Origin of the sequence: Bradyrhizobium sp. CCGB12, from assembly GCF_024199845.1 — a bacterium.
In the GTDB taxonomy this organism is placed as follows: Bacteria; Pseudomonadota; Alphaproteobacteria; order Rhizobiales; family Xanthobacteraceae; genus Bradyrhizobium.
On sequence record NZ_JANADO010000001.1, the window covers coordinates 2091805 to 2118503 of the forward strand.

The following is a 26699-nucleotide window of genomic DNA, read 5'->3' on the forward strand; positions in this document are numbered from 1 at the left end:
GCGATGGCGTTAAAAGCAGCTCGCTCTAGGACGTCTCGAGAAGGACTGCTGACATGGCTGCACTGAAACTCGCGATCGGCAACAAGAACTACTCGTCATGGTCGATGCGGCCCTGGCTCGCACTGCGCGCCAACGACATCCCGTTCGTGGAGACCCTCATCCCGCTCTACACCGACAATCCCGCCGACAAGGAGCAGATCCTGTCCTTCAGCCGCGCCGGCAAGGTGCCGGTGCTGGTCGACGGTGACGTCACCGTGTGGGATTCGCTCAGCATCATCGAGTACATCGCCGAGCGCTATCCCGAGAAGAAGCTGTGGCCCGATGACGTCGCCGCGCGCGCCCATGCCCGTTCGGTGTGCGCCGAGATGCATTCCGGCTTCATGGCCTTGCGCAACGAATGCGGCATGAACCTGCACCGCCCGGTGCGTCCCGTGGCGCTATCGGCGGACGCCAAGGCCAATATCGCGCGCGTGCAGGAGATCTGGCGCGAGTGCCGGGCCCGGTATGGTACCAATGGACCGTTCCTGTTCGGCCGCTTCAGTGCGGCGGATGCGATGTACGCCCCGGTCGTGCACCGCTTCCGCACCTACGCGATCGAGGTCACGCCCGAGACCAAGGCCTACATGGAGACGATGCTGGCGCTGCCGGCGTTCCAGGAATGGACCCGGGACGGGCTCGCCGAAACGCTTCGCATCGAGAAGTTCGAGGACGCCTGATCGCTGCTCTGACCCGGGGGCGCCGGTCCGCGGTCCGGTTGGCGGCGCTCGGGCTGCAAGCCGGCCGCTACGGTCGATTCCCACCCCTGCGACAGAAGCTGCGACACGTCGCTGGAGGGGCGACCCCGGCGGCCCGCCGGTTCTGGGTCTATCGTTCTGAAAAGACTGCAAGAATTACGTACTTGCCATGCGGGTATGACGCTGGCCAAAACGGCCGGCCGCGTGCTATACAGCGCCCGGGTTTCCGGCCGGCCGTCGCAGTGGGACCATGGGCGAGGCAGGCGTTGTTTGAGTAATGGAGAGGGTGTTGAAGCACAAATTCCCCGTGGGAACGCGCGTCTTGTTCACGGCCAGCAACATCGCGCGCCCGGCTGCCAGCGGCTCGTATGAGGTCATCCGTCTACTGCCGACCGAAGGCGACGACTGTCAGTACCGGATCAAGAGCTCGACCGAAGCCTTCGAGCGTGTCGCCAAGGAAAGCCAGCTCGCGCTCTCTTGAAGACTGACGCCGTCTGCGTATTGGCGCCTCCCGGTGAATTGTATCCTCTCGCCGTCAAAAGGCCCGCTTCACCTTCACAAGGTGGGCCCGGGGGCAGTTGCCGACACGCGGTGCTCGCTTTGACCATTCGCGCTTTGCTCGCGTGAGGGACGTCGCGCATGAACTGGGCATCGGCCACTTCGCTCGACCAAATCTGGCGCTCGCCGGCCTTCCCGATGTGGATGACGCTGACGGCTGCCGGATTCTTCGGGCTGATCCTCCTGATCACGCTGCTGCGCGCCGACAGATCGGTCGCCAACGGCGCGCTGACCGTCATTACGCTGCTATCCATCGCGATCGCCGGGGCGGCCACCGTGCGCGTCTATGGACCGGAGGGGCAGGGCGGCCCGGCCGAGGTGCGGGCGCAAGTGACGGCGAGTCTGCCGGCTCTGTCCTGTCTCGACGATCTCGCCGGCGATGCCGTCGCCGTTGGTTGCGAGAAGGCGCTGTTCGGCGCGCCTGACGCGGCGGCTGCGGCTGTCTCCTATACCGCGGCGAGGATCGACCGGCTGACCGCGCTCGGCGACGTCGCCACCGTCGACAAGAACCTCACGCTCGACACGAAGGTGCTGCGCAAATCGCTGGAGCGCGATCGCTACGGCTTGGTCGCGCATGTGCTGGTCGCGCGCGACGGCTGCACGCAGTTCGATTGCGCTGCGTTCCGCTCGTTGACCGACCAGCAGCAGGTCGCCGCCAACATGGATTCCCACCTCTACGACACGCTGGTTGCGCGCTATGCGCCGATCTGGAACGCGCCCGCTACGGCGCCGGCGATGCCGGCCACCGGTGCGCTTGCCGGCTTGCCGCCATCGATGCCGACGGGCAAGCCGACCAATGCCGAGTTCCCGAGCGCCTCGTCGACGCCGCCGGTGAGCATCATGAATCCGGAGCCTACGGCGACGACACGCCAGACGGCGCCCGCCGCAAATGCAGCACCGCGCGCGCCGGCCGCGAGCTCGGCTCAGGGCGCAGCTCCCGCGGCACCGGCCGCGAAGCGGCCCCCGGCGCCAAAGGCTGCGCATGCACCGGCCGCGCCGGTTCCGCTCGCACCGCCGCCGGCCTCGGCGGCTGCGCCCGCGGCTGCGGATAACGAGTAGATCGGCATTCCAAATGCGCGGCTGCCCGGCTAATGCTGGGGCATGCCGCTACATCTGATCAAGCTCGCCGTCGGCTGCGACTCCGTCAAGGAATTGAAGGAGTGGATCGCCGAACGGATGCAGACCGCCAAGAAGAAGGGTCTGCCGCAACATCACATCCACATCACCCGCATGGTGCCCAAGCGCGACGCCGAGATCCTGGCGGGCGGCTCGCTCTATTGGGTGATCAAAGGCGAGATCGCCGCGCGGGAGAAGATCATCGGCATCGAGCCGTTCCGCGACAAGGACGGCATCGGGCGCTGCCGGATCGTGATGCAGCCGAAGGTGATCTCGGTATCGCCGCGGCCGATGCGCCCGTTCCAGGGCTGGCGCTATCTCACCGAGGATTCGGTGCCGGCCGATCTCGGCAAGTCCGCCGCCGGCTCGATCGCGGCGATGCCGGAGCCGATGCGGCGCGAGCTGCGCGATCTGGGGCTGCTCTAAACCGCGATATTGTCGATCAGCCGGGTGCTGCCGAGCTTGGCCGCGACCAGGATCCGCAAGGGGCCGTCTTTGCGCGAAGTGACCGGCGCCAGCGTCGCCGCATGGCGTGCCTCGAAATAGTCGAGCACGAAGCCGGCTGCCTGGATCATCTCGGCGCCGCCCGCCATCGCCGCTGCGATGGCATTGCCGGCCTTGATCCGCCGCGCGCTCTCCTTCATGGCGCGGTAGAGGATGGTCGCGGTCTGCCGCTCCTCCGCTGAGAGGTAGACGTTGCGCGAGGACATCGCGAGCCCATCGCGCTCGCGCACGGTGCGGGAGCCGATCACCTTGACGCCAAGGTCGAGATCGCCCGCCATCTGCGTCACCACCCGCAACTGCTGAAAATCCTTCTCGCCGAAGATCGCGACATCCGGCCGGCATTGCGTGAGCAGCTTGCCGACGACGGTGGCAACGCCGCCGAAGAAATGCGGCCGGAAGCGGTCCTCGAGGCCGGCGAGCGCCGGCCCCTCCGGCACGATGCGGGTGGCAAAACCCTCCGGGTACATGGCCGCGACGCCGGGGTGCCAGACCACGTCGACGTCCTCGGCCGCGAGCTTGGCGATGTCGGCCTTCCAGGTTCGCGGATAAGCGCCAAAGTCCTCCGTCGGGGCGAACTGGGTCGGGTTGACGAAGATCGAAACCACGACGCGGCTCGCGCGCCGCTTGGCGAGGCGAACCAGCGACACATGCCCGTCATGGAGTGCTCCCATGGTCGGGACCAGCGCGATCGTGGCCTTGCGCTTGCGGAGATTGTCGACGGCGCGCCGCAGGGCGGGGACCGTGCGGGCGATCAAGGGGCTTGATGACATCAGGACTCGACGGGGTTGGGAATCAGTGCAGGTGCGGCCGGCGCCCAGCCGGCTAACCTTAACAAGCAGCGATCGTGGACGCCATGCATCCGGATGCGGCACAGCATCCCGCACAAGGCCGTGCAGGATGTCGCGAGATTGTCGGCTGGATCACAGACGAACGATGGCGCTGCGATTCATGCTGAAGAACGGCGCATTGCAATTTGCATTAACTGTCACGCATTTCACTTGACCGCAGACGCGGCCAACTTGAAGATATTTCGACGAGGGGTGTTAAGGATCGCTATGCTTGTGCAGGCTAGCCAAGGCCAATCCGGCTCGGCGCACGTGGTCGTGCTCGGCAACGAGAAGGGCGGCTCCGGAAAATCGACCACCGCCCTGCACATCGCGGTTGCGCTGTTGAAGGCCGGCCAGCGCGTCGCCACCATCGACCTCGACTGCCGGCAACAGAGCTTCACCCGCTATATCGGCAACCGTTCCGCGTGGGCGCGCCGCACCAAGCTCGACCTCGAATTGCCGGTGCATCGCTGCATCAAGCTCGGCGAGACCATGCAGATCGCCGAGAACGAGAACTCCGAGTTCCAGCAATTCATGGAGGCGGTCTCGGCGGTCGAGAGCAGCTTCGACTTCATCGTCATCGATACGCCCGGCACCGACAGCTACCTGATGCGGCTCGCGCATTCGATGGCCGACACGCTGGTGACGCCGATCAACGACAGCTTCCTCGACTTTGACGTGCTCGGCACCGTCGATCCCGCCAATTACGCGGTCACGGGGGAGAGCCATTACGCCGAGATGGTGCGCGACGTCAGGCGTAAGCGCCGCCAGCTCGACGGCGCGACCACCGACTGGATCGTCGTGCGCAACCGCCTGTCGATGCTCGGTTCGCGCAACAAGCAACTCGTCGCCGAGGGTCTGAAGGATTTGTCGCTGCGGCTTGGCTTCCGCTACGTCGACGGCTTCGCCGAACGCGTCGTCTATCGCGAGTTCTTCCCGCGCGGCCTGACCGCCCTCGACGAGATCGACGAGGCCACGCTCGGCATGCGGCCCAATCTCGGCCATCTCACTGCGCGGGAGGAGGTGACGAGCCTGCTGCGCCAGCTCAAGCTGCCGCTGGACGAGCGCGGCCGCCGCCGCGCCGCCAACCGTGCCGAGTGGTTCAGTCAGGTCGACAAGCCCCTCGAGGTCCACGACATCCTCGGCGCCTGAGGCGGCGGTATATCGCTACTTCCGCACGGTCTGAGCGGCCGCTTGTCGCGGGAACCTCGCTCGCGCCCGGCGCGTTTTCATCCTGCGTTTACTGCGAAATCGAACCCAATCCACACGAGTTGCGTCGGATGGTGATCTGCACGTAGCGGTATGAGAATGGGGTGCTCACGAAACGTGTGCGCCGCACAATGAAAGGGCTGCCGGTTCACAATATTTAGCCTTCCTGTCACGCTGCTGTGACATATATTAGGGAATAGGCGACCAGGGGACGCAGAGCCCCGGAAACACGATTTTCAACAGGGATTCAGGCCGCAAGAGCCTGGGGCTGAGGACGAAAATGAAGCGTGGAATTGCCGTTCTGGTTTCGGTCAGTGCCCTCTGCGGCATCGCCTATTTCACGGCGAGCAAGTGGGCGATCAAGCACGAGACCATCACCTTCTACGACGCTTCGCGCGACAATCGTCCGGTACCCGTCGACATCGCGGTGCGTCGCGACAAGGAAATGCAGGCCAGCGCCGGCATGATCACGCTGCCGGTCGCCGTGATCAATCACGGCAACACCGTCAAGAACACCGAGTACGGCTTCCTCGCCAATATCTTCGCTGCGCGCGGCTACTTGGTCGTGAGCCCGCAGCATGATTTGCCGACCGATCCCCCGATGGTGACCAAGCCGGGCGAGCTCTATGTCGGCCGCCTGCCGCAGATCCTGCGCGGCGTTGCCAACATTCATCTCGCCATGCAGGAGATGAAGAAGGTCCAGCCGAACGCCGACTACGACAAGGTGACCATGGTCGGCCACTCCATGGGCGGCGACATCACGATGTATTTCGCCAAGCAGTATCCGGATGAGGTCAAGAAGGTCGTCACGCTCGACAACCTGCGTGTCCCCTTCGTCACCGCCGGCAAGTTCAAGATCCTGTCGTTCCGCTCCACCGATCCGCAGTTCAAGGCCGACGCCGGGGTGATCCCCACGGACGAGGAGTGCGAGAAGGCGGGCATTGAGGTCGTGAAGACCGAATTCCAGCATAACGACATGCGCGACACCGGTCCGGATGCGGCCAAGAATTCGATCCAGAGCATGCTCGATAAATTCCTGAGCGTGACTGACAGCGAGGTGAGGCCGGTCGATACGCAATCGTCGTCGCCCAACATTCTCGAGCCCGGTCCGGTCGCACTGGTGGCGCCTGCCAAGAGCTGACGCCTCCCTCGTCATCGGCATCGATTGCAAAGCCTCCGCCGGCCTCCGCCCGCGGAGGCTTTCCGCATTGACCGGGCTCCACGCACTCACCACATTAATCGCCCACGCATGGTTGAGCAGCGATGTCGGCCGAACCCATCAAACCGCGCGGCGATGCCGTCTCGACGAGGGCCGGCGCTGCAGTGCCGCAGGCGGGTACGTCGACCTCGGAGGACATTGCCGCCTTCGTCGCCAAGGCCCGAGCGCTGTCGCCGCATGGGCCCGGCGCGAAGGGGCGTCTGATCTTCGCACTGGATGCGACGATGAGCCGGCAGCCGACCTGGGACATGGCCTGTGCGCTCCAGGCCGACATGTTTCGCGAGACCGCGGCGCTCGGCAGTCTCGACATCCGGCTCGTCTATTATCGCGGCCTCAATGAGTGCCGCGCGACGGCTTGGATCTCCGACAGCGCCAGGCTTGCGATGCTGATGAGCAAGATCGATTGCCGCGGCGGCGACACCCAGATCGGCAAGGTGCTGAGCGAGGCCCGGCGCGAGGCGGTCGCATCCGGCGTGCGCGCCGTGGTCTTCGTCGGCGACTCCATGGAGGAGAAGGTCGACGAGCTCTGCGCCAAGGCCGGCGAGCTCGGCATGCTCAAGGTGCCCGTGTTCATGTTTCAGGAGGGCCATGATGTCGTGGCCGAGCAGGCCTTCCGCGAGATCGCACGCCTGACCGGTGGTGCCTGGTGCCGGTTCGATCCCGGTGCGGCGGCGCAGTTGCGCGAGCTGTTGCGGGCAGCTGCGGCTTACGCCGCCGGCGGCCGCGATGCGCTGCTGCAATTGGCGAAGACCGCGAGCGGCGCAGCCAAGCTGATCGGCCAGATGAAGTAGCGATCGGGTTGGTGCGGCCCGCTGCGGCGGTGGACGCGATGCATTTTGCTGAGAGGGCGATTATATTCCGGCCATGACCCTGATTGCCGGCGCTGTCGCTGTTATCACGCTTTACCTGCTGCTCCAGATGTTCCGCTCCGCCAATCCGGCGGCGCTGGCGCGCGCCATCAAGTTCGGCGGCGGCGTGGTAGCGCTGGCGGCAGCGGCGTTCACAGGTTTGCGGGGCGAGTTGGTGGTCGCGATTCCGCTCGGGATCTTCGGCGCCGGGCTGCTCGGCTGGACACCCCTGGCTAACGCCGGCTTCGGCAATATCGGAGGGCTGTTCGGCGGCGGTGCGACGCGCCCGTCCGGACAGGCCTCGCGGGTGCGCTCGCAGTTTCTGGACATGCGGCTTGACCACGACACTGGCCAGCTGACGGGCCAGATCATTGCCGGACCTCACGCCGGGCGCGATCTCGGCGAGTTCGATCTCGCCGGCCTGCTGGCGATGGTGCCGGCATTCGATGCCGAGAGCGTGGCCCTACTTGAAAGCTATTTGGACCGCCGGTTTCCCGCTTGGCGTCAGAACGCGCAGGGCGATGCGGCAGGGCGGCAGCGCCGCACGGCGGCGAGCGGCAAAATGACGACGGAGGAGGCCTATCAGATCCTTGGCTTGCAGCCGGGCGCGGGGCGCGACGACATCAGCCGGGCCCACAAATCCCTGATGAAGAAACTCCATCCCGACCAGGGGGGCTCGACGTATCTCGCTGCCCGTGTAAACGAGGCCAAGGATACTCTGCTTCGCACGCATAACGGCTAACTCCGGCACTACGCTACAAACGCCCGTACCGTGTGAGCTCCGCTTGCTCCGTTTGCCGTCGCCCCGATACCCGCCATTGTTCGGCGTGGTCGAACCCTTGAGGCAAATTTTAACCGTAAATTCTTGACGAGAAGTTGTCGCGGAACAGGCATCGGCGCCCGCCCGAAACAAAAATGCCCGCGCAAGGCGCGGGCATTTTTCGTCGGAACGTGGAGGATCAGTTGCGGACGGTGATGCAGGAGATATCGGCGCGCTTCAGGGCGCGGCAGACGGCTTCGGCCTGGTCGCGCTCGAGCCCGGCGAAGCGGGCGCGGTAGAGCTTGCGATTGTCCTTGGCGACAACCGGCTCGGTGAACGGGTCGGCCTTGCTGAGCAGGCCGCGGGCCGAGCTGCGGGCGGCGTCGATGCGCTGTTGGGCTTCGTTCTCGCTGTCGAGCGCGCCGACCTGGACGATCCAGCCGCTGTGGGTGACGGTCGGCTTGGTCGTGGCGCTCATCTGGATCGCCTGCGGCGCCGGGTCGGCGGAAGCGAGCCTCGGAGCGGCCGGAGTGGGCGCGGCGGCGGTTGTGGCCGGAAGCACCCCGAGGATGCCGTTGCCGGTACCGAAGCCCGCCGGCTGCCGCGGCATTTCGGTGCGGGCGATTTCGGTCTTCGGTGCGTCTGGTTGGCTCGCGATCTCGGCCCTGTTGATGAGGTCGGCCCGGGCAACGACGGCGCCGGAGGTTTCCGCGACGTCGGACCGGGACGGAATGGCGTTCGTGACCGGCGGCGATACCTGGGTCGGGGCGGCGGAGGCGACCTTCACGGGGCCGGCCTTGACCTGAACCGTCTTGACCCGGACCGGCTTCATCGGCTCGGACGAGCCGGGGATGATCGACAGCGGCTGGCTGGAGATCACGCCATTGGTGAGCGGAGCCGGCTCGATCTTGGATTCAGTCGGTCGAACCTCGGGCTTGTTGGCTTCAGCTCTGGGCTGAGCCGGCGGCACCGCGGCAGTCGCAGCGGCAAGCGTCGACAGGCGCGCGGCGAAACGCGACGGGGCGGCTTCGGAGGCAGGGGTGGCCGCGGCCTGGACCTGTGCCACAGGGCGTGCCGGGGTATCGGATGCGTCGGCGACGTCGGTATTGGCGTCGGTGCCGTTGCGCTCGGTGACGGCGACGACGGTGTGGGTGGTCGCGCCCTTCTCGAGATTCTCCGCGAGCAGATTGCGCATGATGGCGTCGCGCGAGCCGCCGCTGCGGCCGCCGAGCACAACGCCGATCAGGTGGCGATTGCCGCGGCGCATCGAGGTGACGAGGTTGAAGCCGGAGGCGCGGGTATAGCCGGTCTTGATGCCGTCCACGCCCTCGACATTGCCGAGCAGGTGATTGTGGTTCCGGATCGACTGTCCGCGCCAGTTGAACGAGGCGGTCGCGAAGTAGCGATAGTAACGCGGGAAGCGCTCCTGGATGGCACGGCCGAGCGTGGCCTGGTCGCGTGCCGTCGTCACCTGCTCGTCGTTGGGAAGGCCGTTGGCGTTGCGGTAGACCGTCTTGGACATGCCGAGCGAGCGCGCCTTGCGCGTCATCATCTGGGCGAAATCGTCCTCGTCGCCTGCGATCGCTTCCGCGATCACCACGGCGGCGTCATTGGCGGAGCGGGTGACGAGGCCCTTGATCGCATCCTCGACGCGAATGGTCTGGCCGGCACGCAGGTTCAGCTTGGTCGGATCCTGATCAGCGGCGTGCTGCGACACCGGCATCTCGGTGTCGAGCTTCATCTTGCCGGACTCCAGACGCTCGAACAGCAGGTAGAGCGTCATGATCTTGGTGAGCGAGGCGGGATGGCGGATCCCGTCGGGGCTCGTTGCCTGGAGCACGGAGCCGGAATTGCCGTCGACGATGATGGACGCGAACTTCGGGCTGGAGCTCTCGGACACATCGCGCTGCACCCGGTGGTGCGCGTAGTGGCGGCGGTGGCGCCGCGCCTCGGCCGCATCCGTGGTGAAGATGACCGCGGTGGTGATCGTAAGAAGCCCGAAGACACCGACCCGCGCCAAGCGCGAGGAAGACAAGTTGTTACGAAGCATGGAACCCCGTCCCCGTTTCTGACTTGATCACCGGCTCGTGAGGCGAAATTGTGCCCACTGGACCCGGGATCATTACCTGCTCAGGCTGTCCCGCCGCTGGTGTTCACCGCGGAGGACGTTGGGCCTGAGCCGCTATTCTGGCTAAGGTGATGTTCTCAGACGGCTTTTGGCCGCTTGCTGAAGCCGAACACGTCCAGGGAATCAGGGTAGGGGGCTGCGGTTTCCAAAAGCTTAAGGAACCCTTGCGGAAAACCCCGGGAATCTCGGCGATTTGGATTGAGTTTTGTGCGTCGCACAAGATTCTTGACTTTTTTGTGCGTTGCACTAATTGTGGGCAGAGTCAGGGAGCCGGGGCTTCCCGACGAGAGCCAGGGAAAAAGGATTCCGACATGTTCAAGGTTGAAGACTTTCAGAACTACGGCAAAGAGCAATTCGAGCAGTGCGTCGCGTCCGCGACCTCGGTGCAGCATGGCCTCCAGGCGATCGCCAGCGCCTATGGCGACTACACCAAGAAGTCGTTCGAAGACACGAAGTCCTTCGTCGAGAAGCTTTCCGGCGTGAAGTCGCTGGACAAGGCCGTGGAAGCGCAGACCGACTTCGCCCGTTCCTCCTACGAGACCTTCGTTGCGGAATCGCAGAAGATCGCCGGCCTCTACAGCGACCTCGCCAAGCAGGCCTTCAAGCCGGTCGAGACCATCGTGTCGAAGTTCACCCCGGCCGCTAATTAACTTTCCAGAACCTCCTGGAATCGAAAGCCCGGCTGACCAGCCGGGCTTTTTGTTTGCGTGCGATGAATCCGCCAGCGGCGCCGTACCCTGGACCGCATCGATCGTGATGCTGGCCGACCTGCCATTGTCGCAGAGTTTCGAGACGTCGACCGCAACACAGCCCGATTTGCGGCACGCAATCGAGCTGTTGGTAAATTGGACCGTAGAAAACCGGAGATGCCTTGCGCGAAAGATCGCGACCGCATCAACGGCCGGGTTCCTGGTCAACACGTTCTAAACAGGCGTGGCGGAAATTTTTGTCAAATCGGTCGGGATTGATTAACCTTGGATAAGATCGCCGGGCCGGAATCGGCGCCGCTGCGGCCGCATCGGCCGGACTTTTGCGTGCTTGCGGCAAGCCGGAGGCAGGCCCATATTGCTAACGAACGATCCGGCTTGGACCGGATCCGTCGGGAGTGGCGATCCAACAAGACGGCGCGCCTGCGCAAGGCTCCGAAGGGCGGGGCGCGCGGCAACCGTCATCGCTTCCTTGGGGAATTTTGAACGCCTGTGCCATGCCGCAACTGATTTCCAGCCTTGATCTGTCCGCGTCAGCCGCGGCCCGTGCTCCCTGGATGAGCAATGACGACAATCGTTCCAATGGTCCGACGGGGCCGAACACCTCGGTCATCACCAAGGTCAAGCCCAAGACCAAGCGGCCGAACCTGTACCGTGTGTTGATCCTCAATGACGACTACACGCCGATGGAATTCGTCGTCCATGTCCTGGAGAAATTCTTCCAGAAGGACATCGAGGCCGCAACCAAGATCATGCTGCACGTCCATCATCACGGGATCGGCGAGTGCGGTGTGTTCACCTACGAGATTGCCGAGACCAAGGTGACGCAGGTGATGGATTTCGCCCGCAAGCACCAGCATCCGCTGCAATGCGTGATGGAAAAGAAATAAGATACGTCACGGCGCGTTCGAAGCCGCCTTCATTGTGTGTGTCGCAGTGTGATCGTCGCGTGAGACGTGCGCGCGATGTCCGTTGCAGCCGGTAAGCTTGCGGAATTCTGCACCGGCGTCGATCCTACCCAAATCGGAACGAGTTTTGCATCGAAAATACCGCCCATGTGGCTAGCCGCAGAGTCGCGGAACCGGTCTTTTGCCGCGATCTTGTATAACTATATGTGACAAAGGTTGTTGTTGCCTGACCGGGCGATGACGATCATGATGGTGGGGGCCATAGAGGACGCGAATGCCGACTTTTTCCCAAAGCCTTGAACAATCCCTGCATCGTGCGCTGGCGATCGCAAACGAGCGTCATCACCAATACGCGACGCTCGAGCATCTCTTGCTCTCCTTGATCGACGACTCCGATGCAGCCGCGGTCATGCGTGCCTGTAGCGTCGATCTCGACAAGCTCCGCACGAGCCTCGTCAATTATCTTGAGACCGAATTCGAGAATCTGGTGACGGATGGCGCAGACGATGCCAAGCCGACCGCCGGTTTCCAGCGCGTGATCCAGCGCGCGGTGATCCACGTGCAGTCGTCTGGTCGCGAAGAGGTGACCGGCGCCAACGTGCTGATCGCGATCTTCGCCGAGCGTGAAAGCCATGCCGCGTATTTCCTGCAGGAGCAGGACATGACGCGCTATGACGCCGTCAACTACATCAGCCACGGCATTGCCAAGCGGCCGGGCGTCTCCGAGGCGCGGCCCGTGCGCGGCGTCGACGAGGAGACCGAGACCAAGGGCAACGAGGACACCAAGAAGAAGGGGGAGGCGCTTGAGACCTATTGCGTCAACCTCAACAAGAAGGCGCGCGACGGCAAGATCGATCCGGTGATTGGACGCAATTCCGAGATCAACCGCGCGATCCAGGTGCTGTGCCGCCGGCAGAAGAACAACCCGCTGTTCGTCGGCGAAGCCGGCGTCGGCAAGACCGCGATCGCGGAAGGCCTCGCCAAGCGCATCGTCGACAGCGAGGTGCCGGAGGTGCTGGCGGCTGCGACGGTGTTTTCGCTCGACATGGGCACGCTGCTCGCCGGTACGCGTTATCGCGGCGACTTCGAAGAGCGCCTGAAGCAGGTGCTGAAGGAACTCGAGGCGCATCCCAACGCCATCCTGTTCATCGACGAGATCCACACCGTGATCGGTGCGGGTGCGACGTCGGGCGGGGCGATGGACGCCTCGAACCTGCTTAAGCCGGCGCTGGCCTCGGGCACCATTCGTTGCATGGGCTCGACCACCTACAAGGAATACCGTCAGCACTTCGAGAAGGATCGCGCGCTGGTTCGGCGGTTCCAGAAGATCGACATCAACGAGCCGACGGTCGAGGACGCCATCGCGATCCTCAAGGGCCTCAAGCCGTATTTCGAGGACTACCACCGGCTGAAGTACACCAACGAGGCGATCGAGGCCGCGGTGCAGCTCTCCTCGCGCTACATCCACGACCGCAAGCTGCCCGACAAGGCGATCGACGTGATCGACGAGTCAGGCGCTGCGCAGATGCTGGTGGCCGAGAACAAGCGCAAGAAGACCATCGGCATCAAGGAGATCGAGACCACGATCGCCTCGATGGCGCGGATCCCGCCGAAGAGCGTGTCGAAGGACGATGCCGAGGTGCTCAAGCATCTCGAGCAGACCCTGAAGCGCACCGTGTTCGGCCAGGACAAGGCGATCGAGTCGCTCGCCGCTTCGATCAAGCTGGCGCGCGCCGGCCTACGCGAGCCGGAGAAGCCGATCGGCTGCTACCTGTTCTCAGGCCCGACCGGCGTCGGCAAGACGGAAGTGGCAAAGCAGCTCGCGGCCAGTCTCGGCGTCGAGTTGTTGCGCTTCGACATGTCCGAATACATGGAGCGACACACCGTGTCGCGCCTGATCGGCGCTCCTCCCGGCTATGTCGGCTTCGACCAGGGCGGCCTGCTCACCGATGGCGTCGATCAGCATCCGCATTGCGTGGTGCTGCTGGACGAGATCGAGAAGGCGCATCCTGATCTCTACAACGTGCTGCTCCAGATCATGGATCACGGCCGGCTCACCGATCACAACGGCAAGCAGGTCAATTTCCGCAACGTGATCCTGATTATGACCACGAACGCCGGTGCTTCCGATCTCGCCAAGCAGGCGTTCGGCTTCACGCGCTCCAAGCGGGAAGGCGACGACCACGAGGCGATCAACCGGCAGTTCGCGCCGGAATTCCGCAACCGCCTCGATGCCATCGTCTCGTTCGGCCATCTCAGCGTCGAGGTGATTGGTACGGTGGTCGAGAAGTTCGTGCTTCAGCTCGAGGCGCAGCTCGGCGACCGCGACGTCACCATCGAGCTGTCCGAGCCGGCCAAGGCGTGGTTGGTCCAGCATGGTTACGATGAGCAGATGGGTGCACGTCCCATGGCTCGCGTGATCCAGGAGCACATCAAGAAGCCGCTGGCCGACGAGGTTCTGTTCGGCAAGCTCAAGGGCGGCGGTCACGTCCGCGTCGTCCTGGTCAAGGACGAGGCCGACGAGACCAAGGACAAGATCGGCTTCGAGTTCGTCGAGGGTCCGGTCACGCCGAAGCAGGAGAAGCTGCCCGGCACCCGCAAGCGCCCGCCTGGCAAGTCCAAGCCCGGCGGTCCCGGCGGCTCCAAGGGGCCGACCTCGAAGGGGCCGTTGGTCAAAGCCTGATCGGCGCATAATGAATTGAAAAGGCCGGCTGAAAAGCCGGCCTTTTTGTTGAAGTCGGTATCCGACCGAGGAGCTTACGTACCGGCTTCCGGAGCGCGCGGCGACCGCGGCTTCTTCGGAGCACGTGGCGCTGCGTGCGGAACGGACGGTTGCATTGTCACGATGACCGGGTTCGGCTTGTGATCGGTTGCCGCGCCGGTCGCAGCATCGACGCCCATGCCGATGAGGCCGCCGGCCAGGATGTTGCCGGCGAAACCCGCGGCCCCCGTGCCCGAGACCTCCTTGGTGAGCTGTACAGTCTGCGATTGATAGCCTTCCTTCTCGAAGGTGATCGTGATGTCGGCGCTGCGCTTGGCGACGATGGCGCATGGCGTGGTGCAGGTGGTGGGCACTTCGAGCCCGGAGACCATCGCTTCCACGCCTGAAGGTGTCGATGAAATGCTGATGTTTTCGGTGGTGCCGCGCGTAACAGACGCGCAGCCGCCCAGCATGACGCTGAGCGCCACGATTCCAAATGAACGCATGAGATGCCCCTTATTCCCCGCGCCAGGGAAGCGCAACCAGAGCGGGAGGGCAATACGTCATTGGTCCAAATAGTTAAGCCACGTAGGGGTTGTGTACGGAAATTATGGGAACCTGCGCGCGGGCTCGTATCATTCGCCGCGCAGGCGCTGGTCATCCTGCACGCGGACATGCTCGGCGCCGCGTCCGCCCGCGGGTGACAGCCGCAGCATGCTCAGCACCGCGCCGCAGAGCGCAAATCCGACGCCGACGAGCAGGGCCAGCCTGGTTCCCTCGACCGGATACCGTCCGAGGAGCAGCGCCACCAGCGCGGCGCCCGTGGTCTGGCCGAGCAGCCGCGCCGTGCCCAGCATGCCGCTGGCGCCGCCGGCGCGCTCGCGCGGGGCGGCCGCGATCATGGTGCGGTTGTTGGGGGTCTGGAACAGGCCGAAGCCGGCGCCAGCCAGCGCCATGCGCCAGATCACGTCGAGCGGCGTCGGGCTTGCGGGCAGGAAGGCGAGCGCGCCGAGGCCGCAGGCGAACAGCGTCAGCCCGATGCCACCGAGCAGGCCGGCCGGATAATGCTCGACCAGGCGGCCGGCGAGGGGCGCCGCGAAAGCCACCGCGATCGGCCAGGGCGTGATCAAGAGGCCCATATGAACCGCCGAATAGCCGAAGCGGCTCTGGAGGTAGAAGGGGATCGCGACGAAGGCCAGCATCTGCCCGCAGAACGATGCGATCGAGGTCGCAATTGACAGCGCGAACACGGGGATGCGCAACAGATCGACCGGCAGGAGCGGCGAGGTCATGTGCGTTTCGCGATAGATCAGCAGCGCGCCCGCGGCAATAGCGATGGCGAATTGAACGAGGCATGTGATCGCGGCCTCGCCATGACCGACGCTGTCGACGGCTGCGATGCCGACGCCGAAAGTGATGGCGGAAAGGCCGGCGCTTTGCCAGTCGAAGGACCGGCTGGCGGGCGTTGTGTGCGGCAGGCTGCGCAGGCCGAGCAGCAGCGTCACCACACCGAGCGGCACGTTAATGGCGAACAGCCAGGGCCAGCTTCCGACCGCGAGGATGCCGGCCGCCAGCGTCGGGCCGATCGCGGCCGAGAAGGCGACCACGAGCGCGTTGAGTCCGATGCCGCGGCCGAGCTGGCTGCGCGGATAGGTGAAGCGCACCAGCGCCGCGTTGACGCTCATGATGCCGGCTGCGCCAAAACCCTGGATGATGCGCGCGATCGTAAGCAGCGGCAGCGTATCCGCCAACGCGCAGAAGGCCGATGCGAGCGTGAACAGTACCAGCCCGACCAGATAGACGCGGCGATAGCCGACGATCTCGCCGAGCGACGCCAGCGGCAGCAGCGAGATCGTGATCGCGAGCTGATAGCCGTTGACGATCCAGATCGAGAAGGCCGGGCTCGCATCGAGGTCGGCCGCAATCGTCGGCAGCGCCACATTGGCGATGGCGCTGTCGACCACCGCCATGATGATGCCGAGCGCAATGGTCAGGATCGCCTGGTTGCGCTGCGGCTGCGGCAGGCCGTCGGCATGCTCGATCGGGGCGGACGACATGATGGAGGCGCGGTTGATTCGAGCCGTGATTCATCTCCGAATAGGAAATTGCCGGATCGATCGCAACCCGGCAGGACACGGACAGTTCCTGTCGCGGAAGCAGATCTCCCGGCGCTGCAGGCATCGGCAGGACGGCTTTCGCCGCCTGCCGGCGCTTCCGCGCGTTTGGAAAGGTGCCTATACCGCCGGCGGATTGCGGTCGGTGAAAGTCGTGCGCTGGTGCCAGTAGGGATAGGGCAGCGTCACCTTGCTCGCGGCGTCGAGCTTTGTGATCTGGTCCTTGGTCAGCGACCAGCCGACTGCGCCGAGATTTTCGCGCAGCTGCGTTTCGTTGCGCGCACCGATGATCAGCGTCGAGACTGTGGGGCGCTGGAGCAGCCAGTTCAGCGCGATCTGCGAGACGCTCTTGCCCGTCTCCTTCGCGATCTCGTCGATCGCATCGACGACACGATAGACATGCTCGTCCGGCACGGGCGGGCCGAACTCGGCGGTCTTGGGCAGGCGGCTGACGTCCGGCTTGGGCTGGCCGCGGCGGATCTTTCCGGTGAGGCGGCCCCATCCAAGCGGCGACCAGACCACGGCACCCAACCCCTGGTCGAGGCCGAGCGGCATCAGCTCCCATTCGTAGTCGCGGCCGATCAGTGAATAATAGGTCTGGTTAGCGACGTAGCGCGGGAAGCCGTGCTTGTCGGCCACGGAGAGCGACTTCATCAGGTGCCAACCCGAAAAATTGGAAACGCCGACATAGCGGATCTTACCGGCGCGCACGAGCACATCGAGGGTGGCGAGCACCTCTTCGGGCGGGGTGAAGGCGTCGAAGCCATGGAGCTGGAACAGGTCGATGTAATCGGTGCCGAGCCGGCTCAGCGAACCGTCGATGGCCGCGAGCAGGTGTTGCCGCGACGAGCCGATGTCGTTGGGACCGTCGCCGAAGCGGAAGGTTGCTTTGGTCGAGATCAAGACCTTGTCACGGCGCCCCTTGATGGCTTCGCCGAGCACCCGTTCGGACTCGCCGAGCGAATAGACATTCGCAGTGTCGAACATAGACACGCCGGCATCGAGGCAGATGTCCAGAAGGCGTCGCGCTTCGGTCGCGTCGGTCGTACCCCACGCAGCAAGGCGGCCGACGCCGCCGAAGGTGCCGGTCCCAAGACTCAAGGCGGGCACCATGAGGCCTGAGCGGCCCAAGCGTCGGTATTCCATCGATATGCTCCTTGGCTGGCCGCTGACTGATCCTTGCGGCCTGATACAAGGATAGTGCAAGCAGGCGCGGCGTCCTATCGCGCGCGCACATACCGGCCTTGCTTGGGAGTGCTCTAGTCGTGCAAGCGCATGTCGTCGAATGCTGCATCGGCAACGCGCGAGGCGGGCGTCTTCACCAAAGATTGAGCTTCGAGCCTTGTTGCGGGCGCGGGGACGCAGGCGATTTCTCTGTCCGGCACTTGTCGCGGCAGAAGTGTCAGGCTCCAGCCGACCAAGACCAGCACCGCGAGCCGGATCGCGATCACACCCAGCAGCAGCTCCGATGTGCCTATGGTGTCATGTGTCCTCATGCGCGCCAGCCTGATGCAGGCCGCCAAGCAAGGCAATCTGGAATTGGCGAGCATTGCCTTCGCCGGAAGCGAAGGCTGGAGGTGATGTCTGCCGTGATTTCAGTGCCGCAACTGGCTCTGCCTGAAGTCGCGCGGCGACATCCCGAAATGGTCGCGGAAGACGCGGCCGAAATGCGAGAGGTCGTTGAAGCCCCAGGCGAAGGCGATCTCGCTGATGTGGCGATGGGCGAGCACGGGCGAGGCGAGGTCACGCCGGCATTGGGCGAGGCGTTCGGCGAGGACGTAGCGCTGGAACGACGTATCCTCGTCGGCGAGGAGATCATTGACATAGCGCGGCGAGATGCCGAGCGCCGCTGCGGTCTCCGACAGGGACAGATCGGGGTCGGGTAGGCGCGTCCGGATATGCGCTTTCAGCCGGTAGAGCAGGGCCGAGCGATGGGTCGAGGACGGCAGCGATGTCTTGCCGAGCCGTTCGCTCAGCACCATGGCGAGCAGGTCGACGGCCTGCTCTGACAATGCGGCCGCGTTGCCCGGTGCGAGCCGGTCCGCGTTCTGGCAGAGCCTGAAGATGAAATCGTAGGCGAGCCGTTCGAGCGGCACGTCGGCGCCGAACGCGATTGCGGTCAGCGCCTCGGTGCCGCCGAGCCGGCGTTGCAACATCTCCCGCGGCACCTTGAAGATGGTCTGGGTGAAGGTGTCGCTGAACTTCAGCTCATAGGGCCGCGTGGTGTCATACAGAGCGAACTCGCCGGGATGGATCACCGTCTCGCGGCCGTCCTGCACCACCCCGCCGTCGCCGCGATTGCCGAGCGCGACCAGGACGAAATCCTGATCCGAGCGCGCGATGCGCGAAGGCGTGCGGAAGACGTGCTGACGGTCGGAGCAGACCTCGGAGCACACGGCCCTGCCGAGCGAAGCCTGCGTGACCGAGCCGTGAAAGGCGCTGCCGAGGTCGGACTTGCAGTCGAGCCCGACGAAGACGTCGCAGACGATGTCCTGCCAGAGGGCCAGCCGCCGGTAGCCGGGGCTGCCGTCGGTCGTGAACTGGATTGGCATCTGGACAGCCTCCCTTTCACATTCTGCAAAATCGCCTGTCGGCGGATCCAGCCTGCCCGGAGGCAAATCCCGTACCGGCCGGCGATCCCGTCCAGTCGAGTTTTTGTTCCGCCGTGGTCGAGCGCCTGGCCGCGCGGCTTGGCCCAATAGACTGCATCGGAGATGGCTTCCGATCAACCGGCAATGGAGGCGGCAATGGGCATCGAACATCCGAAATACAAGGTGGCGGTGGTGCAGGCGGCGCCGGCCTGGCTCGACCTCGACGCCTCGATCGACAAGTCGATCGCGCTGATCAGGGAGGCCGCGGAAAAGGGCGCCAAGCTGATCGCCTTTCCCGAAGCCTTCATCCCCGGCTATCCCTGGCACATCTGGATGGACTCGCCGGCCTGGGCGATCGGCCGCGGTTTTGTGCAGCGCTATTTCGACAACTCGCTGTCTTATGACAGTCCGCAGGCTGAAAAGCTGTGCGAGGCCGTGCGCAAGGCAAAGCTCACCGCCGTGATCGGCCTGTCCGAGCGCGACGGCGGCAGCCTTTATCTGGCGCAATGGCTGATCGGACCCGACGGCGAGACCATCGCGAAACGCCGCAAGCTGCGGCCGACCCATGCCGAGCGCACCGTCTACGGCGAGGGCGACGGCAGCGATCTTGCCGTGCATGCGCGGCCCGACATCGGCCGTCTCGGCGCGCTCTGCTGCTGGGAGCATCTCCAGCCGCTGTCGAAATACGCGATGTACGCGCAGAACGAGCAGGTGCATGTCGCGGCCTGGCCGAGCTTCTCGCTCTACGATCCGTTCGCGCCGGCGTTAGGGGCCGAGGTGAACAATGCGGCTTCGCGCGTCTATGCGGTAGAAGGCTCCTGCTTCGTGCTCGCGCCTTGTGCGACAGTGTCGCAGGCCATGATCGACGAGCTCTGCGACCGGCCGGACAAGCATGCGCTGCTGCATGCCGGCGGCGGCTTTGCCGCGATCTACGGTCCCGACGGCAGCCAGATCGGCGAGAAGCTGGCGCCGGACCAGGAGGGGCTGCTGATTGCCGAGATCGATCTCGGCGCCATCGGCGTTGCCAAGAACGCCGCCGATCCTGCCGGGCACTATTCGCGGCCCGACGTGACGCGGCTCCTGCTCAACAAGAAGCGATACCAGCGCGTCGAGCAGTTCGCGCCGCCAGTCGACACGGTCGAGCCAACGGACATCGGCGCGGCGGCGAGCTGATCGCCGGGACCATGGGAGAGCACGATCATGGAATCTGCAATTCCTCTGTATCTGGAGACCCAGCGCACGCGCCACAAGCGCGTGCTCGACGATTACCAGCCGCCATATCCGTCGTTCGTGGCGCGCTACAAGCCCGCCGTGAGCCGCGTCTTGATGGCCTATTTCGGTGTGCAATATCGCGGCACCGCGCCGGTGGCCGCGAAGGAGGGACTCGCTGAAATCGCCAGGCGGTTTGCCGCGGAAGGTGGGCCCTCGCACTGGGATCGCGCGCACCATATCGACCAGGCCGGATACGAGAACGTCGTCTCCGTTGCCTATTGGGATGACATCGCGCGCTTCGATGCCTGGTTCGAGCCGGTGCGCGAGGCGTGGACCGGCGCTGCGGCGGACGGCGTCGGCACCTTCATCGAGGTGCTGCGCCCCATTGTGGCGCGGCACGAGACGCTGTTCTCCTCGCCTGACCGGCCCGAAGGGGTTGCCGCAATCGCCGGCGGCATGAGCGGCGAGGTGCAGGAGCACGCCTATTGGGGCGGCATGCGCGACCGTATCCCGCTGTCGCAGACCGACGCCATGGCGCCCGGCGGCGCCCCGGAGCTGATCCGCGACGGCGCACGGCTGCGGGTCGTGGCGCACGACAATCTCTGCCTGATCCGCTCCGGGCAGGACTGGAGCGATACCGAGGCGTCCGAGCGAAAGCTCTATCTCGACGACGTCGAGCCGGTGCTGCGCGAGGGCATGGATTTTCTGCGCGACGACGGCCTCGGTATCGGCTGCTACGCCAACCGCTACATGCGCGTCCTCGCGGCCGACGGCAGCGTCAGCGAAAAATCATATGGCCAGAGCTGGTGGAAGAGTCTCGCCGCGCTCGAGCGCTGGGCGGAGTCGCATCCGACCCATGTCAGGATCTTCGGTGCGGCGATGAAATATCTGTCGACGCTCGGGCCGTCGGCCAAGCTGCGGCTCTATCACGAGGTGACGGTAGCAGCCGCCGACGAGCAGTTCTTCGAATATCTGAACTGTCACCCGAAGACGGGCATGCTGGCGGCGGTGGAGACCGTCGGCGCCTGAGAGGCTAGGTTACGCAATGGCCGAGCAATTCGGGATGCGCGGCGCAGATGTGATGCGCGCCGGCGTCCCGCAGCTCGGCCTCGCTGCCATAGCCGTAGAGCACGCCGATGGCGGTCATGCCGTTAGTGCGGGCGCCGACCACGTCATGGCTGCGGTCGCCGATCATGATCGCGTGCTGCGGATCGACTTTGGCCTCGTCGAGCGCATAGCGGAGCAGGTCGCGCTTGTCGACGCGCGTGCCGTCGAGCTCGGATCCGAACACGCGCTCGAAATACGGTTTCAGCCCGAAATGATCGACGATGCGCGTGGCGTAGACGGCGGGCTTGCTGGTCGCCACGAACATCCGCGCTCCGGTCGCGACCACCGCGGCGAGCGTGTCGTGGATGCCCTGGTAGGGGGTGTTCTCGAACAGGCCGACCTCGGAAAACCGTTCGCGGTAGAGCAGCAGCGCCTGGTCAGCGAGTTCGCCGGTTCCCACGAGCCTCTTCAGGCTGGCATGCAGCGGCGGCCCGATGCACCAAGTCAGCTCGTCCTGGCTCGGGACCGGCTGGCCGAGTTTTTTCAGGGCATACTGGATCGAACCGGTGATCCCGGGCTTTGGGTCGGTGAGTGTGCCGTCGAGATCAAAATAGATTGTCCGCATTCTGGCCGGGCTCAGCGTTGATTATTCCGGCCGTTGCTAGTTGCCTTGAGGCCCGAGTTCAAGGGCTTGGAGCGAAATGCAGTTCGATGGGGCCCAGAAACTAATCTGGCAGTTGCTCGTGGCGGCGTTCGTCTGGACGTCGGCGCTGGCCGAGGACGCACCGGTTCCTCCCACGCAGCTCGGCCCCGAAGGGCCCGCAAAACCGTCGCCATCCCCCGAGCCGGTGCGTGAGAGCGACACGCGGGAATCGATCTGCCTGATCATCGAATCTGCCGCGCGCACCTCAAACTTGCCGCTGGAGTTCTTTGCCCGCGTGATCTGGCAGGAGAGCCGTTTCCAGGCCGATGCGGTCGGGCCAATGACGCGCAGCGGTGAACACGCGCAGGGGATCGCGCAATTCATGCCGGGCACCGCCAGCGAGCGCGGGCTGCTCAATCCCTTCAATCCGGTGCAGGCGCTGCCCAAGTCGGCGGAGTTCTTGAACGAGCTGCGCAACCAGTTCGGCAATCTCGGCCTTGCGGCTGCCGCCTACAATGCCGGACCGCGGCGGGTGGAGGAATGGCTTGCGGGCACCGGCTCAATGCCGGAGCAGACCCGCAACTACGTTCTCGCCATTACTGGCGCGACGGTGGAGACGTGGGCCAAGACCGGTGCGACCGGGAAGGGCCCGCCGAGTTCCCCGCCGACGAGCTGCCGCGATCTCATGGCACTCTTGAAGCGCGCACCCAATCCGTTCGTGGCCGAGCTCGAGCAGCATGTCGAGCTTGCCGCGGCGAAGGTCTGGGGCGTGCAGCTCGCCGCCGGCTTCGATCGTAACAGGGCGCTGGCGATGTATTCCCGTGCCGTCACGCGGCTGAGCACCGCGATCGGGGATCGCGACCCGAGCTTGCTGTCGTCCGTGATGCGCAGCCGCGGGACGCGCGCCTTCTATCAGGTGCGCATCGGCGCCGACACGCGCGCCGAGGCGGATGATCTGTGCAATCGCATTCGCAAGGCGGGCGGTGCGTGCTTTGTGCTGAAGAACAGGGGTGTGAGCGGGTAGGGGCGCGTCTCTCTCCCGTCATTCCGGGGCGCGCCCTCTTGGGCGCGAGCCCGAAATCCATCGCACGGCAGTCTCTGCGGCCCGATGGATTCTCGCGACTTCGTCGCGCCCCGGAATGACGGTAGCGGGCGTCGGCGTCACGCATGCCAGCCCCGCCGCCGGCTTCCTTGACGCAAGACGCCCCATCGCCCGTTATGCAGGCACGATTCCTCTCCTCGGCCAAAAGCTCCCGTGGCACTTCCTCCGCTCGATTCACCTCAATGGCAAAGTCCCTGGCGTGCGTTTGCCTGGGGGCTGCGCTCGGTCACGCAGACGATCCTCACGCTCGTCCTGTTCGCGACTTATCTCGGCATCGGCGCGCTGGCCCATGACACCCATTTCAGCCTGCTCTGGGCATTGTGTTCGACGCTGTTCGTCTGGGCAGGTCCGGCGCAGATCATCTTGATTACAACGCTCGGCTCGGGCGCCACCATCATCCAGTCGGCGATTGCGGTCACCGTCAGCGCGGTGCGGCTGTTTCCCATGGTGGTCTCGGTGCTGCCGCTGATGCGTACGCCGACGACCAAGCGGCGTGAGCTGTTTTTCGCGGCGCATCTCACGGCCGTGACGCTGTGGGTCGAATGCCATCGCTTCCTGCCACAGGTGCCGCGCGAGCGGCGGATCGCCTTCGTCAACGGGCTTGGCTTCGGTCTGGTCTCGGTATGCCTCATCGCCAACACGGTGGGCTTTTTCCTCGCCGCCAATCTGACGCAGACGCTGGGGGCCGCGATCCTGATGCTGACGCCGCTGTCGTTCCTGTTCTCGACCGCGCGCAACAGCCGTGAGGCCGCCGACGTCGTCGCGCTGGCGCTCGGCGTCTTGCTCTATCCGCTGGCTGCGAAAATGAACTCCGGCCTCGACATCCTCGTCAGCGGCCTCGCAGCCGGCACCATCGCCTATGGCGTGCATTGGTGGCGGGAGGTGCGCGCATGAGCGTTGCGCAGCTCATCGGCGACTGGCACGCACTTGCCGTGCTGTTCGTCGCTGGCGTCGTTCCCAACCAGATCTGGCGCATGCTCGGCCTGTGGTTCGGCGGCGGCATCGACGAGGGCTCCGAGCTGCTGGTCTGGGTGCGGGCGGTCGCCACCGCGATCCTGGCCGGCGTCATCGCCCAGATCGTGGTCGAGCCGCCCGGAGCGCTTGCCAGCGTGCCTGACCTCCTGCGCTATGGCGCTGTCGGCGCCGGCCTCGTCGTCTTCCTGCTGACCCGACGCTCGATCTTCGCGGGCGTTGTGACCGGCGAAGTCTTCCTGCTGGCCGGCAAATGGTGGTTGGGCTAAAACCGCCGGCGAACAGCAAGGAACTGGAAATATGGTTCGCGAACAGGAGCTCCGCGACGGCGAACTCGCCATCGAGCTGCCGCCCGCCGAGGATGCCGGTCTCGTCTTCATCGGCCGCATCCGCACCCCCTGGACCTCGCGGCTGGAGACGCCGCGGCAGGGACGTCATGACGGCCCGGTGTGCCGGCTCGAGATCTTCGAGCCGTTCGTGCCGGCCATCAAGGGCGTCGATTTCTACAGCAATCTCGAAGTGCTGTACTGGCTCGACAAGTCGCGCCGCGACATCATCCTGCAAAGCCCGAAGAACAACGAGAAGACCCGCGGCACGTTCTCGCTGCGCTCGCCGGTCCGGCCCAATCCGATCGGCACGTCGATCGTCAAGCTGGTCGGTATCGAAGGCAATGTGATCCTGGTGCGCGGACTCGATTGCCTCGACAATACGCCGCTGATCGACATCAAGCCCGACCGCTGCGAGTTCACGCCGCTGGCGGCGCCGCAGCCGGGGGATTTCCAGACGGAGTGAGATCTGTCCTCCGTCATTGCGAGGAGCCCTTGCGACGAAGCAATCCAGACTGGCGCCGCGGATGCAGTCTGGATTGCTTCGCTGTGCTCGCCATGACGGAATGTGCGGCGATCAGCCCGCCTTCAGCGCCGCGATCAGCTTGGCGGCGTGCTCTTCCAGCACCTTGGCGTCTTCCTTGCGGCTGGCCGGCGGCAGCATCGCCACGCCGTCGTGGCGCGGCATCACGTGCATGTGCAAATGAAACACCACCTGTCCGCCGGCGGGCTCGTTGAACTGCTGCACGGTGATCCCGTCGGCCTTGAACGCTTTCATCGCCGCCGCCGCGATCTTGTGCGAGCCGCGCGCGACATGGGCGTAGTCATCGGGCTTGATGTCGAGGATGTTGCGGGCAGGGGCCTTCGGGATCACCAGCGTGTGGCCTGGCACGCGCGGCATGATGTCGAGGAAGGCGAAGACGTGCTCGTCTTCATACACCTTGTAGCAGGGCAGCTCGCCGCGCAGGATCTTTGCGAAGATGTTGTTGGTGTCGTAGGCGGTCATGGTGGCTCCCAAGAACTTTGCGCTTAGAATTTTGCGCTTACTGTCACCAGCCGCGGCGAGGCGTCAAGGCGCCTCGTCGGCGCCTTTGCGGAATGGGCCGAGCTCGGCAAGCTCCCGCCCAGCCTCGGCGACATAGGCGCGCTCGCGCTCGAGGTAATCGTCGATGGCGCGGCGCAGGCCGGGATCGGCGATGAAGTGGGCGGAATGGGTGGTGCGCGGCAGGTAGCCGCGCGCGATCTTGTGATCCCCCTGCGCGCCGGCCTCGACATGCTTCAGCCCGCGTTTGATCGCGAAATCGATTGCCTGATAGTAGCAGACCTCGAAATGCAGGAACGGATGATGCTCGACGGCGCCCCAGTTGCGCCCGAACAGCGTATCCGAGCCGATGAAGTTGATCGCGCCCGCGATCCAGCGACCATTGCGTCGGGCCATCACCAGCAGCACGTCCTCGCTCATCGTCTCGCCGATCAGCGAGAAGAATTCGCGCGTCAGATATGGCCGGCCCCATTTGCGCGAGCCGGTTTCCATGTAGAACGCGAAGAAGGCATCCCAGGCGTCCTCGGTGATGTCCTTGCCCGTGAGCCAGTGGATGGTGATGCCGGCGGCGAGCGCATCGCGCCGCTCGCGCTTGATCGACTTGCGGTGGCGCGAATTCAGCGTCGCCAGGAAGTCGTCGAAACTCGCAAACCCCTCGTTGTGCCAGTGGAACTGCTGATCGGTGCGCTGGAGGAAGCCGTGCTCGGCGAGCAGCCTCCATTCCGCCTCGCGCGCGAAGGTGACATGCACCGAGGAGGCCCTGCTGACCCCGCACAGCGCCACCAGCCCACTCGCTAGCGCCTCAGTGATGCGCTCGCGGTCGACGCCGTCGCGGACCAGCAGCCGCGGTCCCGTCGCTGGGGTGAAGGGAACCGAGACCTGGAGCTTCGGATAGTACCGTCCGCCGGCGCGCTCATAGGCATCCGCCCAGCCGCGGTCAAAGACATATTCGCCCTGCGAGTGCGATTTCAGATAGCAGGGCACGACGCCGGCGACGCGGCCGTCGAGCTTGGCCACAAGGTGCCGCGGTCCCCAGCCGGTGCGGATGGTCGCTGAACCCGATTTCTCGACGGCGGAGAGAAATGCGTGCGACACGAATGGGTTATAGGCTGGTTTTAAGATGCCGGCGGAATCGCCTGGAAACCCGGATGAGGTTCCCTTGCCATGCCCATTACAAGCTCTGCCGGGATTGGCGCAGGCGTCCCAGTCCTCCGGTGGCACTTCGCCAATCGAAGGTACGGCCTCGAGCGTGATTTCGGATGATGCCATCGGGCCCAAGATCGTGCATTGCAGCAGCGACTTCAAGGGGGCGGGAACTATGGTGCATCGAACGCACGCAACTCTATCTCGGGTCGTCCTGGCGAAAACCAGGACCCATTACCCCAAAGAGGAGTTGTGGTGCCGAGCTATCAACCACCCGTCTTCGCCAAA

Annotated in this window: 28 protein-coding genes; 18 read left to right on the plus strand and 10 right to left on the minus strand. The window is 65.0% G+C overall.

Features of this window, described 5'->3' with window-relative positions:
• Positions 1–53 precede the first annotated feature (53 nt).
• The 4 genes from NLM27_RS10050 to NLM27_RS10065 all read left to right on the plus strand — a co-directional run bounded on the left by NLM27_RS10050 (position 54) and on the right by NLM27_RS10065 (position 2834).
• The gene (locus NLM27_RS10050) at positions 54–716 is read left to right on the plus strand and encodes a glutathione S-transferase family protein (protein ID WP_254143166.1); all 663 of its coding nucleotides are present in this window, start codon (positions 54–56) and stop codon (positions 714–716) included.
• 295 nt (positions 717–1011) lie between these two features.
• Positions 1012–1215, plus strand: a complete 204-nt coding sequence (locus tag NLM27_RS10055) for a hypothetical protein (protein ID WP_100233081.1) — start codon at positions 1012–1014, stop codon at positions 1213–1215.
• A gap of 158 nt (positions 1216–1373) precedes the next feature.
• Positions 1374–2351 (plus strand): hypothetical protein, encoded by a 978-nt coding sequence (locus NLM27_RS10060; protein WP_254143167.1) that lies wholly within the window; start codon positions 1374–1376, stop codon positions 2349–2351.
• 42 nt (positions 2352–2393) lie between these two features.
• Positions 2394–2834, plus strand: a complete 441-nt coding sequence (locus NLM27_RS10065) for a DUF1489 family protein (protein WP_254143168.1) — start codon at positions 2394–2396, stop codon at positions 2832–2834.
• On the opposite strand, the gene panC is transcribed toward NLM27_RS10065, so the two are convergent.
• Positions 2831–3682, minus strand: coding sequence for a pantoate--beta-alanine ligase (gene panC / locus NLM27_RS10070; RefSeq protein ID WP_254143169.1), 852 nt, complete (start codon positions 3680–3682; stop codon positions 2831–2833). The genes NLM27_RS10065 and panC overlap by 4 nt on opposite strands.
• A 285-nt stretch (positions 3683–3967) precedes the next feature.
• Between panC and NLM27_RS10075 the strand changes: the two genes are divergently transcribed.
• The 4 genes from NLM27_RS10075 to NLM27_RS10090 all read left to right on the plus strand — a co-directional run bounded on the left by NLM27_RS10075 (position 3968) and on the right by NLM27_RS10090 (position 7757).
• Positions 3968–4891, plus strand: coding sequence for a division plane positioning ATPase MipZ (locus NLM27_RS10075; RefSeq protein WP_254143170.1), 924 nt, complete (start codon positions 3968–3970; stop codon positions 4889–4891).
• A 337-nt stretch (positions 4892–5228) separates the two neighbouring features.
• The gene (locus tag NLM27_RS10080) at positions 5229–6089 is read left to right on the plus strand and encodes an alpha/beta fold hydrolase (protein WP_254143171.1); all 861 of its coding nucleotides are present in this window, start codon (positions 5229–5231) and stop codon (positions 6087–6089) included.
• Positions 6090–6211: 122 nt separating this feature from the next.
• Complete coding sequence (locus NLM27_RS10085) at positions 6212–6958, plus strand: VWA domain-containing protein (protein WP_254143172.1); 747 nt, start codon at positions 6212–6214, stop codon at positions 6956–6958.
• A gap of 73 nt (positions 6959–7031) precedes the next feature.
• A complete protein-coding gene (locus NLM27_RS10090) occupies positions 7032–7757 on the plus strand; it encodes a DnaJ domain-containing protein (RefSeq protein WP_254143173.1) in 726 nt (241 codons plus the stop codon).
• A gap of 217 nt (positions 7758–7974) precedes the next feature.
• Here NLM27_RS10090 and NLM27_RS10095 read toward each other — a convergent pair whose 3' ends face one another.
• Positions 7975–9825 carry a D-alanyl-D-alanine carboxypeptidase gene (locus NLM27_RS10095; RefSeq protein WP_254143174.1) on the minus strand — a complete coding sequence of 617 codons (1851 nt, stop codon included), beginning with the start codon at positions 9823–9825 and terminating at the stop codon, positions 7975–7977.
• A gap of 389 nt (positions 9826–10214) precedes the next feature.
• Here NLM27_RS10095 and NLM27_RS10100 point away from each other — a divergent pair, with 389 nt between their 5' ends.
• The 4 genes from NLM27_RS10100 (at position 10215) to clpA (ending at position 14201) form a co-directional block, all read left to right on the plus strand.
• A complete protein-coding gene (locus NLM27_RS10100) occupies positions 10215–10553 on the plus strand; it encodes a phasin family protein (RefSeq protein ID WP_166815593.1) in 339 nt (112 codons plus the stop codon).
• Between the two features lie 324 nt (positions 10554–10877).
• Positions 10878–11096: a hypothetical protein gene (locus NLM27_RS10105; protein WP_254143175.1), complete on the plus strand. Its 219-nt coding sequence runs from the start codon at positions 10878–10880 to the stop codon at positions 11094–11096.
• Positions 11097–11167: 71 nt separating this feature from the next.
• Entirely contained in the window at positions 11168–11500 is a 333-nt protein-coding gene (gene clpS / locus NLM27_RS10110) for an ATP-dependent Clp protease adapter ClpS (protein WP_254143176.1), read from the plus strand.
• Between the two features lie 292 nt (positions 11501–11792).
• Entirely contained in the window at positions 11793–14201 is a 2409-nt protein-coding gene (clpA, locus tag NLM27_RS10115; RefSeq protein ID WP_254143177.1) for an ATP-dependent Clp protease ATP-binding subunit ClpA, read from the plus strand.
• 74 nt (positions 14202–14275) lie between these two features.
• Here clpA and NLM27_RS10120 read toward each other — a convergent pair whose 3' ends face one another.
• The 5 genes from NLM27_RS10120 to NLM27_RS10140 all read right to left on the minus strand — a co-directional run bounded on the left by NLM27_RS10120 (position 14276) and on the right by NLM27_RS10140 (position 18885).
• Entirely contained in the window at positions 14276–14725 is a 450-nt protein-coding gene (locus NLM27_RS10120) for a translation initiation factor 2 (protein ID WP_254143178.1), read from the minus strand.
• 129 nt (positions 14726–14854) lie between these two features.
• Complete coding sequence (locus NLM27_RS10125) at positions 14855–16276, minus strand: MFS transporter (RefSeq protein ID WP_254143179.1); 1422 nt, start codon at positions 16274–16276, stop codon at positions 14855–14857.
• Between the two features lie 177 nt (positions 16277–16453).
• Positions 16454–17479, minus strand: coding sequence for an aldo/keto reductase (locus tag NLM27_RS10130; RefSeq protein WP_254143180.1), 1026 nt, complete (start codon positions 17477–17479; stop codon positions 16454–16456).
• A 113-nt stretch (positions 17480–17592) separates the two neighbouring features.
• Positions 17593–17883 (minus strand): hypothetical protein, encoded by a 291-nt coding sequence (locus tag NLM27_RS10135; RefSeq protein ID WP_254143181.1) that lies wholly within the window; start codon positions 17881–17883, stop codon positions 17593–17595.
• Positions 17884–17928: 45 nt separating this feature from the next.
• Positions 17929–18885 (minus strand): helix-turn-helix domain-containing protein, encoded by a 957-nt coding sequence (locus tag NLM27_RS10140; protein WP_254143182.1) that lies wholly within the window; start codon positions 18883–18885, stop codon positions 17929–17931.
• 195 nt (positions 18886–19080) lie between these two features.
• Between NLM27_RS10140 and NLM27_RS10145 the strand changes: the two genes are divergently transcribed.
• A complete protein-coding gene (locus NLM27_RS10145; protein WP_254143183.1) occupies positions 19081–20097 on the plus strand; it encodes a carbon-nitrogen hydrolase family protein in 1017 nt (338 codons plus the stop codon).
• 27 nt (positions 20098–20124) lie between these two features.
• Complete coding sequence (locus NLM27_RS10150; protein WP_254143184.1) at positions 20125–21165, plus strand: phenylacetaldoxime dehydratase family protein; 1041 nt, start codon at positions 20125–20127, stop codon at positions 21163–21165.
• Positions 21166–21169: 4 nt separating this feature from the next.
• Here the strand turns inward: NLM27_RS10150 and NLM27_RS10155 are convergent, their stop codons facing one another.
• Complete coding sequence (locus tag NLM27_RS10155) at positions 21170–21808, minus strand: HAD family hydrolase (protein ID WP_254143185.1); 639 nt, start codon at positions 21806–21808, stop codon at positions 21170–21172.
• Positions 21809–21884: 76 nt separating this feature from the next.
• Between NLM27_RS10155 and NLM27_RS10160 the strand changes: the two genes are divergently transcribed.
• The 4 genes from NLM27_RS10160 (at position 21885) to tsaA (ending at position 24692) form a co-directional block, all read left to right on the plus strand.
• Complete coding sequence (locus NLM27_RS10160) at positions 21885–22850, plus strand: lytic transglycosylase domain-containing protein (RefSeq protein ID WP_254143186.1); 966 nt, start codon at positions 21885–21887, stop codon at positions 22848–22850.
• Between the two features lie 231 nt (positions 22851–23081).
• Positions 23082–23822 carry an AzlC family ABC transporter permease gene (locus NLM27_RS10165; protein WP_254143187.1) on the plus strand — a complete coding sequence of 247 codons (741 nt, stop codon included), beginning with the start codon at positions 23082–23084 and terminating at the stop codon, positions 23820–23822.
• On the plus strand, positions 23819–24169 hold the full coding sequence (locus NLM27_RS10170) for an AzlD domain-containing protein (protein ID WP_254143188.1): 351 nt from the start codon (positions 23819–23821) through the stop codon (positions 24167–24169). Before NLM27_RS10165 ends, NLM27_RS10170 begins: the two co-directional genes overlap by 4 nt.
• A 31-nt stretch (positions 24170–24200) precedes the next feature.
• On the plus strand, positions 24201–24692 hold the full coding sequence (gene tsaA / locus NLM27_RS10175; protein WP_254143189.1) for a tRNA (N6-threonylcarbamoyladenosine(37)-N6)-methyltransferase TrmO: 492 nt from the start codon (positions 24201–24203) through the stop codon (positions 24690–24692).
• Positions 24693–24803: 111 nt separating this feature from the next.
• Here the strand turns inward: tsaA and NLM27_RS10180 are convergent, their stop codons facing one another.
• Together NLM27_RS10180 and NLM27_RS10185 are read right to left on the minus strand one after the other, a co-directional pair.
• Positions 24804–25232 carry an HIT domain-containing protein gene (locus NLM27_RS10180; protein ID WP_254143190.1) on the minus strand — a complete coding sequence of 143 codons (429 nt, stop codon included), beginning with the start codon at positions 25230–25232 and terminating at the stop codon, positions 24804–24806.
• A 63-nt stretch (positions 25233–25295) separates the two neighbouring features.
• Positions 25296–26537 (minus strand): GNAT family N-acetyltransferase, encoded by a 1242-nt coding sequence (locus tag NLM27_RS10185; RefSeq protein WP_254143191.1) that lies wholly within the window; start codon positions 26535–26537, stop codon positions 25296–25298.
• Positions 26538–26699 lie beyond the last annotated feature (162 nt).

Excerpts from the sequence above, each read along its gene's own strand:
- NLM27_RS10140 (WP_254143182.1), bottom strand. The coding sequence starts at position 18,885 with ATGCCAATCCAGTTCACGACCGACGGCAGCCCCGGCTACCGGCGGCTG.
- NLM27_RS10075 (WP_254143170.1), top strand. The coding sequence starts at position 3,968 with ATGCTTGTGCAGGCTAGCCAAGGCCAATCCGGCTCGGCGCACGTGGTC.
- clpS (WP_254143176.1), top strand. The coding sequence starts at position 11,168 with ATGAGCAATGACGACAATCGTTCCAATGGTCCGACGGGGCCGAACACC.
- NLM27_RS10150 (WP_254143184.1), top strand. The coding sequence starts at position 20,125 with ATGGAATCTGCAATTCCTCTGTATCTGGAGACCCAGCGCACGCGCCAC.
- NLM27_RS10130 (WP_254143180.1), bottom strand. The coding sequence starts at position 17,479 with ATGGAATACCGACGCTTGGGCCGCTCAGGCCTCATGGTGCCCGCCTTG.
- NLM27_RS10135 (WP_254143181.1), bottom strand. The coding sequence starts at position 17,883 with ATGCTCGCCAATTCCAGATTGCCTTGCTTGGCGGCCTGCATCAGGCTG.
- NLM27_RS10125 (WP_254143179.1), bottom strand. The coding sequence starts at position 16,276 with ATGTCGTCCGCCCCGATCGAGCATGCCGACGGCCTGCCGCAGCCGCAG.
- tsaA (WP_254143189.1), top strand. The coding sequence starts at position 24,201 with ATGGTTCGCGAACAGGAGCTCCGCGACGGCGAACTCGCCATCGAGCTG.
- NLM27_RS10185 (WP_254143191.1), bottom strand. The coding sequence starts at position 26,537 with ATGGCATCATCCGAAATCACGCTCGAGGCCGTACCTTCGATTGGCGAA.
- clpA (WP_254143177.1), top strand. The coding sequence starts at position 11,793 with ATGCCGACTTTTTCCCAAAGCCTTGAACAATCCCTGCATCGTGCGCTG.
- NLM27_RS10050 (WP_254143166.1), top strand. The coding sequence starts at position 54 with ATGGCTGCACTGAAACTCGCGATCGGCAACAAGAACTACTCGTCATGG.
- NLM27_RS10180 (WP_254143190.1), bottom strand. The coding sequence starts at position 25,232 with ATGACCGCCTACGACACCAACAACATCTTCGCAAAGATCCTGCGCGGC.
- NLM27_RS10080 (WP_254143171.1), top strand. The coding sequence starts at position 5,229 with ATGAAGCGTGGAATTGCCGTTCTGGTTTCGGTCAGTGCCCTCTGCGGC.
- panC (WP_254143169.1), bottom strand. The coding sequence starts at position 3,682 with ATGTCATCAAGCCCCTTGATCGCCCGCACGGTCCCCGCCCTGCGGCGC.
- NLM27_RS10095 (WP_254143174.1), bottom strand. The coding sequence starts at position 9,825 with ATGCTTCGTAACAACTTGTCTTCCTCGCGCTTGGCGCGGGTCGGTGTC.
- NLM27_RS10060 (WP_254143167.1), top strand. The coding sequence starts at position 1,374 with ATGAACTGGGCATCGGCCACTTCGCTCGACCAAATCTGGCGCTCGCCG.
- NLM27_RS10085 (WP_254143172.1), top strand. The coding sequence starts at position 6,212 with ATGTCGGCCGAACCCATCAAACCGCGCGGCGATGCCGTCTCGACGAGG.
- NLM27_RS10065 (WP_254143168.1), top strand. The coding sequence starts at position 2,394 with ATGCCGCTACATCTGATCAAGCTCGCCGTCGGCTGCGACTCCGTCAAG.
- NLM27_RS10120 (WP_254143178.1), bottom strand. The coding sequence starts at position 14,725 with ATGCGTTCATTTGGAATCGTGGCGCTCAGCGTCATGCTGGGCGGCTGC.
- NLM27_RS10160 (WP_254143186.1), top strand. The coding sequence starts at position 21,885 with ATGCAGTTCGATGGGGCCCAGAAACTAATCTGGCAGTTGCTCGTGGCG.
- NLM27_RS10100 (WP_166815593.1), top strand. The coding sequence starts at position 10,215 with ATGTTCAAGGTTGAAGACTTTCAGAACTACGGCAAAGAGCAATTCGAG.
- NLM27_RS10145 (WP_254143183.1), top strand. The coding sequence starts at position 19,081 with ATGGGCATCGAACATCCGAAATACAAGGTGGCGGTGGTGCAGGCGGCG.
- NLM27_RS10055 (WP_100233081.1), top strand. The coding sequence starts at position 1,012 with ATGGAGAGGGTGTTGAAGCACAAATTCCCCGTGGGAACGCGCGTCTTG.
- NLM27_RS10170 (WP_254143188.1), top strand. The coding sequence starts at position 23,819 with ATGAGCGTTGCGCAGCTCATCGGCGACTGGCACGCACTTGCCGTGCTG.
- NLM27_RS10155 (WP_254143185.1), bottom strand. The coding sequence starts at position 21,808 with ATGCGGACAATCTATTTTGATCTCGACGGCACACTCACCGACCCAAAG.
- NLM27_RS10090 (WP_254143173.1), top strand. The coding sequence starts at position 7,032 with ATGACCCTGATTGCCGGCGCTGTCGCTGTTATCACGCTTTACCTGCTG.